Raw genomic sequence first — 14,053 nt, forward strand, 5'->3', positions numbered from 1 at the left:
ACAATAAGTAAAATTCATCAATGATCGTTTAAAGTATTAAAATAATTAAGTTTGCTTTTAAAAACGGCAGTTTCAACTAACATAAACAATGCATTTAAAATGAAAAAAATTAATCAACCAAAACTAAATAGAATAATTAGATAACGATAAAATTTAGTTTGAAAAGTACTACCTTTGACTTTAATTTGATAAACTGTTTCATAAGTATAATGATTAATAGAAAAAGCAAACAAAATTAATAGAATTAAACTATTTATGCCAACTATTAATAAAATATTAATTATTTTTTCACTAGTAGTATTTATTAAAATTGAACCTATTATTATAAATATAATTTGAACAATTAATCACAAAATGCTAACATAAAAAAAACTTTTTTTTGTTCAGTATTTAATTAATTCGTTTTCCATTTTGTATCACCATATTAATTTTAGTATATTTTATGTAAATATAGAATAAAATTTATCTTTTTATAATTTTTCATAACCTGAGTTGTAAATATAAATGGGACAGTTTTTTAAAATAATTGTATTAAATCTATTGGTCTTTTATAAGAGAGCGATTTTCTGGGTGTAGAATTAATTTGAAATGCTATAAAATTTAAATCTTTTTGTTTATATGAAGATAGATCTGTAGATTTTGGTAAATATCTTCTTAAAATACCGTTATTATTTTCATTTAAATCCCTTTGGCAAGGTTTACCAGGATCTGAAAAATAAATTTTGACATTACAAATTTTTTTGATTAATCTTCATTTACTAAATTCTTTACCACGATCAAAAGTAATGGTTTGAACTGTTCCTTTTTGTAACTTTGAAATAAATTTTATTATACTTTTCGTAATATTTTCTGATTTATAATTTTTAGTTACTAAAGGAATTGTGGTTTTTGATCATATATCAGCCAAAGTAATAATAGAACTTTTATGATCTTTGCCAATGATAGTATCACCTTCTAAATGACCAAATTCTTGTATATTTTTAATATTAGGAATGATTAAATTTCTTTCATGAATAGACTTACAATTATTAATTTTGCCCCTAGTTTCTTTTTGTTTGTGAGATTTATTTTTGCCTTTTCTCAATAAGTTATTTTCATCAAAACCCATTCGATTTGTTTTAAACATGTTATATAAAGTTTTTGTTGAAATACTTTTTATTTTATTTTCCTTTAAAAAGTTAGCAATTATATCAAGAGCATACTTTTTAGTAATTAACAAATGATTAATACTATTAATTTCTGTTAAAGTTAAAATTATTAATTTTCTGCCTGCGTTTTGTTTATTTTTTTGAAATTGATTCAATATTTCTAATGGCAATAAGTTTTTATTTAATAATCTACAAACTCTATGTACGGTTGATTTACTATAATCAACAATTTTTGCTATTTTACGAATCGAAAATCCATAATTTTTATATTCTTTTATTGCTATTATTTATTCAATACTCAGATACTTATACATTGCGCTAATTCCTTTCTTTTCTTAATTAGACTTGGTGCAAAACTAAGGTAATTCAAAATTATATATTCCTGTTATTAAATTCAATCTTAATGCAAATCTTCGTATTTTATTGCGATATTTTAAACTTAAAATTTTAAAACGTTTTAGTTTAGCAAATACGTGTTCAATTTTAATTATAATTTTACTTAAAGTTTTATTAGACTTGGTGCAAAACTAAAGTAATTCAAAATTATATATTCCTGCTATTAAATTAAATCTTAATGCAAATCTTCGTATTTTATTGCGATATTTTAAACTTAAAATTTTAAAACGTTTTAGTTTAGCAAATACGTGTTCAATTTTAATTCTAATTTTACTTAAAGTTTTATTGTATTATTTTTGAATTGGTGTTAATTGATTGTATTTACTTTTTTTAAATGGCAAAAATGTATTTTTATGAATATTTTGTATACCTTGATAACCTGAATCAACAAAAACTTGTTTTTCTGGATGAATAAAAGTTTTAGATTTTAGAAGCAATTTAAAATCATGAATGCTTCCAAAACAAAAATCAGTTGAAATAATTTTTCCATTGGAAATATCAATAATTATTTGGGATTTGAGAGAATGATGTTTATTTTTACCTGAAAAAAGTAATTTTAGTTTTTTTGAATTCTTTCAATTGGAGTTTCAGTAGCATCAATAGCTAACAAATTATTATTAGTACTTTATTTTTTGTTAAATCTTTTTTTCCAGGTAAATTAAAAATTCCGCTTTTTATTAAAATATTTTCAATTCAAAAAATATTACGAATGCAACTAGTATGACTAATATTATATCTTTTTGCAATAACTCTATAACTACTATAGTCTTTTCAATATTCTAAAGTCATTAATAAACGCTCTTCAATTACAATTTTATTTTTTCTACCACCATAATATTTTTGTTTAGACTCAGCAATTTTTAAAATTTCAAGAATTTTATAAAATGTTTGTGGCTTTATGCCGACTAAACTATAAAATTCTTGATCATCTTTATATTTTTTCAACCTGAGTTGTAAATATAAATGGGACAGTTTTTTAAAATAATTGTATTAAATCTATTGGTCTTTTATAAGAGAGCGATTTTCTGGGTGTAGAATTAATTTGAAATGCTATAAAATTTAAATCTTTTTGTTTATATGAAGATAGATCTGTAGATTTTGGTAAATATCTTCTTAAAATACCATTATTATTTTCATTTAAACCCCTTTGGCAAGGTTTACCAGGATCTGCAAAATAAATTTTGACATTACAAATTTTTTCGATTAATCTTCATTTACTAAATTCTTTACCACGATCAAAAGTAATGGTTTTAACTGTTCCTTTTTGTAACTTTGAAATAAATTTTATTATACTTTTCGTAATATTTTCTGATTTATGATTTTTAGTTACTAAAGGAATTGTGGTTTTTGATCATATATCAGCCAAAGTAATAATAGAACTTTTATGATCTTTGCCAATGATAGTATCGCCTTCTAAATGACCAAATTCTTGTATATTTTTAATATTAGGAATGATTAAATTTCTTTCATGAATAGACTTACAATTATTAATTTTGCCCCTAGTTTCTTTTTGTTTGTGAGATTTATTTTTGCCTTTTCTCAATAAGTTATTTTCATCAAAACCCATTCGATTTGTTTTAAACATGTTATATAAAGTTTTTGTTGAAATACTTTTTATTTTATTTTCCTTTAAAAAGTTAGCAATTATATCAAGAGCATACTTTTTAGTAATTAACAAATGATTAATACTATTAATTTCTGTTAAAGTTAAAATTATTAATTTTCTGCCTGCATTTTGTTTATTTTTTTGAAATTGATTCAATATTTCTAATGGCAATAAGTTTTTATTTAATAATCTACAAACTCTATGTACGGTTGATTTACTATAATCAACAATTTTTGCTATTTTACGAATCGAAAATCCATAATTTTTATATTCTTTTATTGCTATTATTGATTCAATACTCAGATACTTATACATTGCGCTAATTCCTTTCTTTTCTTAATTATAGAACTAACACAATTTAATTTTTATATAAGTGTCCTTTTTAATTTTACAATTAAAGCAACATAATAACTATCACCTTTAATATTAATAATAATCGTTAAATTGTTAAAATTAAAGGTTTTGCACCAAGTCTATTGAAGTCATTTATCTCATGAACAATGAGATTGAATAATTTGATTGTCATTGTTAGGTCAATCTGCTTATACTGTTTCTCAATTTGCTAAAATTTCAAAAACATCAGCATGATTTAATCGTCAAAAATTTATGAAATCATCACAATTAGCAAAAACACAAAAACCATTCACAAAATTAAAAGGTAGAATTGAAATTGATGAAACTTTTATCAAAGAAATTCATAAAGGAAATTTCAAAAATCCAGATGATCCAAGAAAAAAATGAATTGAAGAAAATGCTAAAGATTTAAACTGTTGTATTGAAATGGCAATTGATGAAAATAAAAATATTTATGCTCAAACAACAAATACTAAAAGATTAACAAAAAAATGAGTACAAGAAAATTTAACATCAAGGCTTTTATGTAATCTGTGTATCTTTGTTTTACAAGGTACTAGTTTAGATTAATTCTGTCTTCAAATTTTATCATAAAATGAGCAATTGCTGTATTTCAATTTTGAATAGGCATTGTTCATTTTTTTGTTATATTTTCAATTGCTAAGTAAAATATTTTGAAAACTGCCATATCGTTAGGAAAAACTTTTTTATTTATAATAACTTTTCGTAATTGACTATTAACGGATTCAATAGCATTTGTAGTATAAATTACTCTTTTAATTTCTGGTGGATAACTAATAAAAACCATTAAATTATCTCAATTTTTATATCAAGATTTAGTAATTTGAGGATATTGTTTATTTCATTTGTTTTCAAACGATTCTAAAGCTTGCATTGCTTGTTCTTCACTACATGCACTATAAATTGGTTTTAAATCTGTAACTAGAGATTTTCGATGTTTGTATGAAACATATTTTAAACTATTTCTAATTTGATGAACTATGCATAATTGATGTTCGGTTTTAGGATAAACTGATTGTATTGCTTCTGACATGCCTGTTAAATTATCACTACAAGCACTAAGAATATCATTTAAGCCTCGATTTTTCATTTCTGTAAAATTAGATAATCAAAATTTAGCACCTTCATTTTCACTAATTCATAAACCCAAAACATCTTTTTTACCTTCTAAATCAACTCCTAGTGCTATATAAACTGATTTGTTAATAATCCGTTTATCTTGTCGTACTTTAACTACTATACAATCAAAATAAACAATCGGATAAATACTTTCTAATGGCCGATTTTGCCATGCTTTGACATCATCAATAACATCATCAGTAATTTGACTAATAACACTTTCACTAATATCTGCACCATGATATAACTCTTGCAACTGCATTCTAATGTCAGATACTGTCATACCTTTTGCATATAGTGAAAGAACTTGTTGATCAAAACCATCAAATCTTCTTTGTCTTTTTGGCACTATTACAGGAGTAAAATTACTATTACGATCTCGTGGTACATCAATTTCAATTTTACCTTCTTGAGTTATTAATTTTTTTGAAGTTATGCCATTACGAGCATTTTCACTATTACTATGTTGATTTTTTTCATATCCTAAATAATTTTGCATTTCAGAATTCAACATTTTTTCCACTAATCTTTTTGTTAATTCTTTATATAAACCTCCTTCTTTAAAAACTGTTGTTAAATCTTCAGTATTTTCTAGTAATAAATCTACTGCTTGTGATATTGGATCATTATTATTAATGTTTTGTGTTTTAACCATTTGTAACTCACTCTTTCTAGTCATTTAATTATATTTACTAGAATTAATTAAACATAGTTATTTTTGTAAGTTACACAGATTACTAAACATTACCTTAACATCTAAGCTTATCGAAGAAAAATCAATTATAGTTTGTGATATGCAAATACTATATGATACAGTAGCTAAACAAACAAAATGTACTCTCAAGAAATTTAAATCAAAAGAAAATAAAGAAGGAAATTATCCCCACATGTACTAGTGTGGAGGAAAAAATGAATTGAAATGAATTCAATAGCATATTTCAAACTGAAAACGATTGTTTGAAATATATAGCGAAGTTGAAAATAATGAAATGCATCAGGTGTGCTTCTTCTGGTTTGAATACTTCTGATTTGAGAAGAATACGATGTTTGAACTGTAACCAAACATTTAGTATTCTTTATGGAACCATTTTTTATAAGTCACAGACCCAAATGACATCTTGGTTTTATCTCATCTTTAGATGAATAAACACAAAGCATGGCATACCAGCAACCGATGTTGCAAGGGAATTGGGTGTGACCTATAAAACAGCTTGAAGAATGTGTCATGAAATCAGGACTAGAATTGGAAATCAAGATGCAGGTTGCATTCTTGATGGCACAGCACAGATGGATGAAATGTATCTTTCACATTTAGGTTTTAAAAAACAAGGAAGATCCTTGTTGAATAAAACTTTGATTGTTGGAGTTTATGAGAAAACCAGCAACAAACCAATTGTGAAGGTGCTGAAAAATGCAGATGAAAAAAACCTTTTAAGATTTGCATTGAAACACATTTTTACTGAGTGCTGTCTATTTACGGATTCTTGGAAGGGATATGTAAGTTTCAAAAAATTCTATCCCAAACATGAAATCGTAAATCATGAAGTTGGGTATGTGTCACCAACAGGTGTAAACACAAACCAGATTGAATCAGCATGAAAGCACATCCGACGAACTTTCCGAACACACATAAGAGTTTCAAAGCACAATATTCATTTATATGCAAAAGAATCAGCATATAAATTCAATAACATACCTAGTTTTGAAACTGTAATTTTGTGTTTGATTTAAATACATGCGGGGATAATTTCCTAGGTAGGCTTTTATCTCCATTTATGTGATAAAATTTAAAAATAGTACATAAAGGGATAAAAGCCATAAAGAATTAAATTATAAAAATTTAAGTAATATCAGTAAAATACAATCAAGTTTAAAAGAATTTATTACTCATTATCATGGCATTGGATTTACCAATATTCAAAATTACCTCAATTTATGAAAATTTAAATACCAACATTATAAAATATCACCTTATGCAAAATCTGAAGCATTATATTTCAGTTTGTAAAAAAAATAAATCCCAAAATTAAATAAAATCAAATTTTAGGCCGGGTTGATGATTTTTTTTATTTCATCAAGAGTTTTTTTGAAAATTAAAAGAAATCTCCATAGTCAGATGTCTAGTGGGTCTTTCGCTTTGCTTCTGAATTTTCCACTAACTCTGTTTGGTTTATATCTATATTCTGCTCATGGTTCTTGATATCCAAAAGTTTCTGAATCTTTGTCTGTTCCTTGGGCAAAGATTTCTTTATTTAATATTGGTTGTTCTCCAATGTTTGCGAAAATTGGGTCATAGAAGTCTTCTCTGTCTTTTCTACTTCACATTTTTTCTAAACCTTGTTGTGATATGTATGATTATATCTTATTGTGGCTATTCCAATGATATGACCGTGTTCTGTGAATGATTTTTTGAATAGACTTGGTGCAAAACCTTTAATTTTAACAATTTAACGATTATTATTAATATTAAAGGTGATAGTTATTATGTTGAAAAAATATAAAGATGATCAAGAATTTTATAGTTTAGTCGGCATAAAGCCAAAAACATTTTATAAAATGCTTGAAATTTTAAAAATTGCTGAGTCTAAACAAAAATATTATGGTGGTAGAAAAAATAAAATTGTAATTGAAGAGCGTTTATTAATGACTTTAGAATATTGAAAAGACTATAGTAGTTATAGAGTTATTGCAAAAAGATATAATATTAGTCATACTAGTTGCATTCGTAATATTTTTTGAATTGAAAATATTTTAATAAAAAGCGGAATTTTTAATTTACCTGGAAAAAAAGATTTAACAAAAAATAAAGGTACTAATAATAATTTGTTAGCTATTGATGCTACTGAAACTCCAATTGAAAGAATTAAAAAAAACTAAAATTACTTTTTTCAGGTAAAAAGAAACATCATTCTCTCAAATCCCAAATAATTATTGATATTTCCAATGGAAAAATTATTTCAACTGCTTTTTGTTTTGGAAGCATTCATGATTTTAAATTGCTTCTAAAATCTAAAACTTTTATTCATCCAGAAAAACAAGTTTTTGTTGATTCAGTTTATCAAGGTATACAAAATATTCATAAAAATACATTTTTGCCATTTAAAAAAAGTAAATACAATCAATTAACACCAATTCAAAAAGAATACAATAAAACTTTAAGTAAAATTAGAATTAAAATTGAACACGTATTTGCTAAACTAAAACGTTTTAAAATTTTAAGTTTAAAATATCGCAATAAAATACGAAGATTTGCATTAAGATTTAATTTAATAGCAGGAATATATAATTTTGAATTACCTTAGTTTTGCACCAAGTCTACTGTATAATTTTCAAACTTACCTCATTTTGGAATAAAAACAGTTACTACTTTTCCTGTTGGGCCGTTTCGATGTTTAGAAATAAGAATTTCAGCAAGATTACTTTCTTGTGAACTTGTTGTTTCTTCACTATTTTTTTCCTTATAATAATCATCACGATATAAAAACATAATTACATCAGCATCTTGTTCAATAGCCCCTGACTCACGTAAATCAGACATTAAAGGACGTTTTTCTTCACGTCTCTCCACCATTCTTGATAATTGTGATAAACAAACAATTGGTACTCTTAATTCTCTTGCCAAAATTTTTAAACTACGAGAAATATTTGAAACTTCTTGTTGACGTGATTCACTATCTCTACCAGTTAATAACTGTAAATAATCAATAATTACTAACTTAATGCTATTTTCACGACTTAATTTTCTTAATTTAGTTTGCAAATCTAAAACTCTTAAACCAGGTGTATCATCAATAATAATTCTTTTTTGTTTCAATTGCTCGGCAGTAGCACTAATACGATTTCAATCAGCCTGTGTAAATTTAGACTTATTACGTAAACGATTAGCATCAAAATGTCCTTGACAAGAAATCATTCTTGTAATTAATTGATCTTTTGGCATTTCTAATGAAAAAATAACAACAACATCGTTTTTATTATATTGTTCATTAGCAGCATTTAAAGCAAAATTAAGTGCTAAGGCGGTTTTACCCATTGAAGGTCTAGCTGCTAAAATAATTAAGTCACCTCGTTGAAAACCACTAGTAATCATATCCAAATTGTTAATACCTGAACTTGTACCAGTAATATTAACTGTTGATTTTTGTAGTTGTTCAATTTTAGTTACCACATCATCAATGTGTTCACTAATTGGCAACATCTCTTCATGATTACGTTCACTACTTACTTGTACAATTTGAGCTTCAGCAGCAATTAAAACTTCATTAATTGACTTTTCACTTTGTAACTCTTTACCTATATTTTTTAAAGCATTTTCTAATTGTCGTTTAGTAGTTCTTTCAATCAAAATATCAATGTGTTCTTTTAAATTAGCATCAGTAATATATTGAGCCACTAAAGAAGATAAATATTCAATTCCACCAATTTTATCCAAATTATTTTGCTTAACTAATTCTTCGGCAATAGTTGTTATATCAATACCAGAATTATTTTTATAAAGATTGGTAATTGTTTTAAAAACAATTTGATTAGAATTAATTGTAAAATCATGTGGTGCCAATAAATTTAATGCACTTTCACATGCTGGTGATGATTGAATCATCGCACTTAAAACATTAACTTCTGCATTATTTATATATTGACCATTGTTAGACATAATTATTCTCCTAAAACTTCAACCTTTAATTGTGCAATAATTGTAACATCTAATTTGATATTAATGTTAGTTATACCTAATTCATTAATAGGATTAAATTTAACAAATTTATGTTTATCAATTTTAATGTTAAATTTTTGCACTAGTTGTTCACAAATTTGTTTTGAAGAAATAGCACCAGAAACTTTACCATTATTACTTTTTAATTTAAATTGTAAAGTAATTAAAGCTAATTGTTCTTTAATTTTTTGTAAATCTTCTAATTCCATTTCTCGTTGTATTTTTTTATTTTCAATTACTTTTTGATTAATTTTTAATGCTTCTGATGTAGCAATTACAGCTAATTTTCTTGGTAATAAATAATTTTTACCATAACCATCACTAACACTAACAACTTCACCTTTTTTACCATAATTTTTAACATCCGTTAAAAGGACAACTTTCATTGTAAACATCTCACTTTCTATTTTAATAATTTTAATACCTTTCAGTAGTAGCACTCTCGCTTTGATATACGCCACTTTCAATTAATTTTACCAATTCATCATACAATGCTCTAATTCCCAATTTACTACTTTGGACAGCAGCAGCGCTAAAGTGACCACCACCACCTAAGTTTTCACAAATAATTTGAACATTTATTTCACCGTTGCTTCGTGCTGATAAACAAGCACGTCCTTGACGATCATAAGCAATAGTAAATGATGCTTTACAATCACGTAAGTCTAACAACATTTCTGAAATTTGGGCTAAATATGAAGTATGTACTTCTAAGTTTTCATCACCAACAGCAACTAAAAATCCTTTTTTAATTTCTTGGGCGTGACTAATTAAAGCAAATTTATCAATTAGTTCATTTAAACTATTTTTCAATAATCCTTTAACTTTAGAAGGAGAAGCTCCTCAATCAGTTAATAATCCACAGGCTTCAAAAGTTCTTCTTGTTGTTCTTACTTGGAAATTATTAGTATCAATTAAAATACCTGCAAACATTATATTTCATAAAAATTCTGATTCAATATTATTAAAATCATTATAATAAATAATTTCTGTCATTGCTTCAGCTGTTGAAGAAGTTCCTGCATCAATATAAGAAGTAATGGTGCTACTAATTGATTCATCAGAAACACGATGATGATCAATAACAATAATTTTTACAGCTTTACTTAATAAATCAGGACTATCAACACGTTGTGGATTATGAGTATCAACAACAATTAATAAAGTATTTGCATGAAGAAATTTAAGTGCTTGTTTACCTGTAATAAAATTACGACTAATATAACTTTCAGGAACAAGTTCATGAAGAATTTTTAATGTTTTTTCATCAACTTCATTTTGATTAATAACATAATGAGCACTTTTATTTAAGCTTTTAGCAATTTCAATAATAGCTGTTCCTGAAGAAATACTATCAAAATCAGCAGCCGCATGTCCCATAACTAAAATGTTTTCTGCTAATTTTATTTCATTATATAATGATTGTGCAAACATTCTAATATTAATTTTAGATTCTGATTGTTTTGCTTCGATAGTACCTCCGATAAAAACTGTATTACCACCAAATTCACGAATAACTACTTGATCACCACCACGATAAACTGCTAATTCTTTACTTTCAATAGCCAAATCATATAGATCTTTACTAATAGCATTACCATAAGAGAAACCAGCAGATAACGTAATATCTGCTTTAAATTTTTTAACACCTTCTCGAATGTTTTTAATAAGTGGAAAGTTATCATTTCTTGCTTTATTAAATTCATTTTGATAAAGTAAAATATTGTAACCATCTTCAATATTACCTAATAATAAACCTGAATAATTATTAGCAAAATCATTTAATTCAGTTTTAATAAATGCTTCAACACGAATTTGATTCTCAACTCTTAATTTTTGTAAAGAATTATAAAAATTATCAATACTAATTACACCAAAAACTAATTTTTCTTGCTGCAATTTATTATATAAGAAATGATATTTAGTTGTTTCTTGTAACAAAATTGTTCTAGTTTGTACTAAATAAATAGCATCATAAAGCATATCTTCAATTTTAAGTGTAATTTGAGTAATATTATTACTAATTAATTGTTCTAAATCTCTTGATAGTTTAACAATTGATTTTCCAATTAATCTACCTAAACCTTTATCTTCTAAAAATTCACTTACTCACATAATTGATAAATCACTATCTAAAACAATCATACCAACACTACCAAAAGTTAAAGCTTGTGCATTATTTAATTTTATGATTTCAGCTGTGTTAATATAACGATGACGAATTCATAAACTAAATAGAAAAATATAAAGACAAACGATAATAAAATTACCTAAAACTAAACTTAAAATTACAGTAATAGTGACCACTTGTTCTGCTGTCTCAATATTAACAATAAAATAAGTCAAGCCAATTAAAATTTCAACTACTAATCAAACAATCATTATTAAATGATAATTTCTTAACGATTTGAACACTTCGTCACTTCCTTCTAATATTATTAATTATACTATAACACTAATATTAAAAACAGCCATTATCTTTTATGTAATATAATACTATTAAAGTCTTTTTATTTTAATTTTAAACTATTATTTAAAATAAAATATTTTCAAGATAACTTTAATTGTAAAATTAAAAAGGACACTTATATAAAAATTAAATTGTGTTAGTTCTATAATTAAGAAAAGAAAGGAATTAGCGCAATGTATAAGTATCTGAGTATTGAATCAATAATAGCAATAAAAGAATATAAAAATTATGGATTTTCGATTCGTAAAATAGCAAAAATTGTTGATTATAGTAAATCAACTGTACATAGAGTTTGTAGATTATTAAATAAAAACTTATTGCCATTAGAAATATGGAATCAATTTCAAAAAAATAAACAAAATGCAGGCAGAAAATTAATAATTTTAACTTTAACAGAAATTAATAGTATTAATAATTTGTTAATTACTAAAAAGTATGCTCTTGATATAATTGCTAACTTTTTAAAGGAAAATAAAATAAAAAGTATTTCAACAAAAACTTTATATAACATGTTTAAAACAAATCGAATGGGTTTTGATGAAAATAACTTATTGAGAAAAGGCAAAAATAAATCTCACAAACAAAAAGAAACTGGGGGCAAAATTAATAATTGTAAGTCTATTCATGAAAGAAATTTAATCATTCCTAATATTAAAAATATACAAGAATTTGGTCATTTAGAAGGTGATACTATCATTGGCAAAGATCATAAAAGTTCTATTATTACTTTGGCTGATATATGATCAAAAACCACAATTCCTTTAGTAACTAAAAATCATAAATCAGAAAATATTACGAAAAGTATAATAAAATTTATTTCAAAGTTACAAAAAGGAACAGTTAAAACCATTACTTTTGATCGTGGTAAAGAATTTAGTAAATGAAGATTAATCGAAAAAATTTGTAATGTCAAAATTTATTTTGCAGATCCTGGTAAACCTTGCCAAAGGGGTTTAAATGAAAATAATAATGGTATTTTAAGAAGATATTTACCAAAATCTACAGATCTATCTTCATATAAACAAAAAGATTTAAATTTTATAGCATTTCAAATTAATTCTACACCCAGAAAATCGTTTTAATTTTCACAAAAAATATTGATATTACTTTTAATTTTAAATTAAAAGTAATATTTTTATATCAGGGGTGATTTTTTGTGACTAATAATGAATTAATTGATGTTTTAAAAAACAAAAAAGATGAAGAATTTATAACAATTATTAGACATTTTAAAAATAGAATTAAACAAATTGAGAAAAAAGAAAAATTAGATGCAATTGATAAAAAATTTAAAGAAAAAGGAATTCAATGTCCAAATTGTAAATCTTATTGATGTGTAAAAAATGGTTTTAAGAATAATAAGCAAAAATATTTATGCAAAGATTGTAAAAGTAGCTTTGATGCTTTAAGAAATCATTTTTTACATTGAAGTCATTTATCTCATGAACAATGAGATTGAATAATTTGATTGTCATTGTTGGGTCAATCTGCTTATACTATTTCTCAATTTGCTAAAATTTCAAAAACATCAGCATGATTTAATCGTCAAAAATTTATGAAATCATCACAATTAGCAAAAACACAAAAACCATTCACAAAATTAAAAGGTAGAATTGAAATTGATGAAACTTTTATCAAAGAAATTCATAAAGGAAATTTCAAAAATCCAGATGATCCAAGAAAAAAATGAATTGAAGAAAATGCTAAAGATTTAAACTGTTGTATTGAAATGGCAATTTATGAAAATAAAAATATTTATGCTCAAACAACAAATACTAAAAGATTAACAAAAAAATGAGTACAATAAAATTTAACATCTAAGCTTATCGAAGAAAAATCAATTATAGTTTGTGATATGCAAATACTATATGATACAGTAGCTAAACAAACAAAATGTACTCTCAAGAAATTTAAATCAAAAGAAAATAAAGAATTAAATTATAAAAATTTAAGTAATATCAGTAAAATACAATCAAGTTTAAAAGAATTTATTACTCATTATCATGGCATTGGATTTACCAATATTCAAAATTACCTCAATTTATGAAAATTTAAATACCAACATTATAAAATATCACCTTATGCAAAATCTGAAGCATTATATTTCAGTTTGTAAAAAAAATAAATCCCAAAATTAAATAAAATCAAATTTTAGGCCAGGTTGATGATTTTTTTTATTTCATCAAGATTTTTTTTGAAAATTCAAAGAAAATCGCTCTCTTATA

At 24.7% G+C, this 14,053-nt stretch carries 18 protein-coding genes; 8 read left to right on the plus strand and 10 right to left on the minus strand.

Annotated features, from left to right (window positions below; genetic code table 4):
* Window positions 1-517: 517 nt before the first annotated feature.
* From AAHM78_RS15695 to AAHM78_RS15705, 3 genes are all read right to left on the minus strand, one after another.
* A complete protein-coding gene (locus tag AAHM78_RS15695) occupies window positions 518-1,435 on the minus strand; it encodes an IS30 family transposase (RefSeq protein WP_342255217.1) in 918 nt (305 codons plus the stop codon).
* A 240-nt stretch (window positions 1,436-1,675) separates the two neighbouring features.
* Window positions 1,676-1,822 carry a transposase gene (locus tag AAHM78_RS17325; protein WP_425289817.1) on the minus strand — a complete coding sequence of 49 codons (147 nt, stop codon included), beginning with the start codon at window positions 1,820-1,822 and terminating at the stop codon, window positions 1,676-1,678.
* A gap of 12 nt (window positions 1,823-1,834) precedes the next feature.
* Window positions 1,835-2,053: a hypothetical protein gene (locus tag AAHM78_RS15705; RefSeq protein ID WP_342255218.1), complete on the minus strand. Its 219-nt coding sequence runs from the start codon at window positions 2,051-2,053 to the stop codon at window positions 1,835-1,837.
* Between AAHM78_RS15705 and AAHM78_RS15710 the strand changes: the two genes are divergently transcribed.
* Window positions 1,995-2,138 (plus strand): hypothetical protein, encoded by a 144-nt coding sequence (locus AAHM78_RS15710; protein WP_342253827.1) that lies wholly within the window; start codon window positions 1,995-1,997, stop codon window positions 2,136-2,138. The two genes, AAHM78_RS15705 and AAHM78_RS15710, sit on opposite strands and share 59 nt — an antisense overlap.
* Window positions 2,139-2,147: 9 nt before the next feature.
* On the opposite strand, the gene AAHM78_RS15715 is transcribed toward AAHM78_RS15710, so the two are convergent.
* Both AAHM78_RS15715 and AAHM78_RS15720 read right to left on the minus strand, forming a co-directional pair.
* Window positions 2,148-2,489 carry a transposase family protein gene (locus tag AAHM78_RS15715; RefSeq protein ID WP_342253828.1) on the minus strand — a complete coding sequence of 114 codons (342 nt, stop codon included), beginning with the start codon at window positions 2,487-2,489 and terminating at the stop codon, window positions 2,148-2,150.
* A gap of 31 nt (window positions 2,490-2,520) precedes the next feature.
* The gene (locus AAHM78_RS15720; protein ID WP_342253628.1) at window positions 2,521-3,465 is read right to left on the minus strand and encodes an IS30 family transposase; all 945 of its coding nucleotides are present in this window, start codon (window positions 3,463-3,465) and stop codon (window positions 2,521-2,523) included.
* A gap of 147 nt (window positions 3,466-3,612) precedes the next feature.
* Between AAHM78_RS15720 and AAHM78_RS15725 the strand changes: the two genes are divergently transcribed.
* Window positions 3,613-4,074: a hypothetical protein gene (locus AAHM78_RS15725; RefSeq protein WP_342253829.1), complete on the plus strand. Its 462-nt coding sequence runs from the start codon at window positions 3,613-3,615 to the stop codon at window positions 4,072-4,074.
* Here the strand turns inward: AAHM78_RS15725 and AAHM78_RS15730 are convergent.
* Window positions 4,061-5,299 (minus strand): IS256 family transposase, encoded by a 1,239-nt coding sequence (locus AAHM78_RS15730; protein ID WP_342255219.1) that lies wholly within the window; start codon window positions 5,297-5,299, stop codon window positions 4,061-4,063. The two genes, AAHM78_RS15725 and AAHM78_RS15730, sit on opposite strands and share 14 nt — an antisense overlap.
* A 359-nt stretch (window positions 5,300-5,658) precedes the next feature.
* Between AAHM78_RS15730 and AAHM78_RS15735 the strand changes: the two genes are divergently transcribed.
* The gene (locus tag AAHM78_RS15735) at window positions 5,659-6,375 is read left to right on the plus strand and encodes an IS1595 family transposase (protein ID WP_342253830.1); all 717 of its coding nucleotides are present in this window, start codon (window positions 5,659-5,661) and stop codon (window positions 6,373-6,375) included.
* Between the two features lie 312 nt (window positions 6,376-6,687).
* Here AAHM78_RS15735 and AAHM78_RS15740 read toward each other — a convergent pair whose 3' ends face one another.
* Window positions 6,688-6,993, minus strand: coding sequence for a major capsid protein (locus AAHM78_RS15740; protein ID WP_342255220.1), 306 nt, complete (start codon window positions 6,991-6,993; stop codon window positions 6,688-6,690).
* Window positions 6,994-7,128: 135 nt separating this feature from the next.
* On the opposite strand from AAHM78_RS15740, the gene AAHM78_RS15745 reads away from it, so the two are divergent.
* On the plus strand, window positions 7,129-7,521 hold the full coding sequence (locus AAHM78_RS15745) for a transposase family protein (protein ID WP_342253818.1): 393 nt from the start codon (window positions 7,129-7,131) through the stop codon (window positions 7,519-7,521).
* Window positions 7,522-7,580: 59 nt separating this feature from the next.
* A complete protein-coding gene (locus AAHM78_RS15750; RefSeq protein WP_342254962.1) occupies window positions 7,581-7,946 on the plus strand; it encodes a transposase family protein in 366 nt (121 codons plus the stop codon).
* Here AAHM78_RS15750 and dnaB read toward each other — a convergent pair.
* From dnaB to AAHM78_RS15765, 3 genes are read right to left on the minus strand one after another with little or no spacing between them, the layout of a single operon-like run.
* Window positions 7,943-9,298 (minus strand): replicative DNA helicase, encoded by a 1,356-nt coding sequence (dnaB, locus tag AAHM78_RS15755; protein WP_342253831.1) that lies wholly within the window; start codon window positions 9,296-9,298, stop codon window positions 7,943-7,945. The two genes, AAHM78_RS15750 and dnaB, sit on opposite strands and share 4 nt — an antisense overlap.
* A 2-nt stretch (window positions 9,299-9,300) precedes the next feature.
* Window positions 9,301-9,744 carry a 50S ribosomal protein L9 gene (gene rplI, locus AAHM78_RS15760; protein WP_338987864.1) on the minus strand — a complete coding sequence of 148 codons (444 nt, stop codon included), beginning with the start codon at window positions 9,742-9,744 and terminating at the stop codon, window positions 9,301-9,303.
* Window positions 9,745-9,775: 31 nt separating this feature from the next.
* Window positions 9,776-11,773, minus strand: a complete 1,998-nt coding sequence (locus AAHM78_RS15765; protein WP_252320081.1) for a DHH family phosphoesterase — start codon at window positions 11,771-11,773, stop codon at window positions 9,776-9,778.
* A gap of 228 nt (window positions 11,774-12,001) precedes the next feature.
* Between AAHM78_RS15765 and AAHM78_RS15770 the strand changes: the two genes are divergently transcribed.
* From AAHM78_RS15770 to AAHM78_RS15780, 3 genes are all read left to right on the plus strand, one after another.
* Window positions 12,002-12,910, plus strand: coding sequence for an IS30 family transposase (locus AAHM78_RS15770; RefSeq protein ID WP_342253832.1), 909 nt, complete (start codon window positions 12,002-12,004; stop codon window positions 12,908-12,910).
* Window positions 12,911-12,984: 74 nt separating this feature from the next.
* Window positions 12,985-13,635 carry an IS1/IS1595 family N-terminal zinc-binding domain-containing protein gene (locus AAHM78_RS15775; protein WP_342253833.1) on the plus strand — a complete coding sequence of 217 codons (651 nt, stop codon included), beginning with the start codon at window positions 12,985-12,987 and terminating at the stop codon, window positions 13,633-13,635.
* Between the two features lie 48 nt (window positions 13,636-13,683).
* On the plus strand, window positions 13,684-13,944 hold the full coding sequence (locus tag AAHM78_RS15780) for a hypothetical protein (RefSeq protein ID WP_342252970.1): 261 nt from the start codon (window positions 13,684-13,686) through the stop codon (window positions 13,942-13,944).
* Window positions 13,945-14,053 lie beyond the last annotated feature (109 nt).

The sequence above is a fragment of the Spiroplasma endosymbiont of Zeiraphera isertana genome (assembly GCF_964030805.1).
Classification (GTDB): domain Bacteria; phylum Bacillota_I; class Bacilli_A; order Mycoplasmatales; family VBWQ01; genus Spiroplasma_E.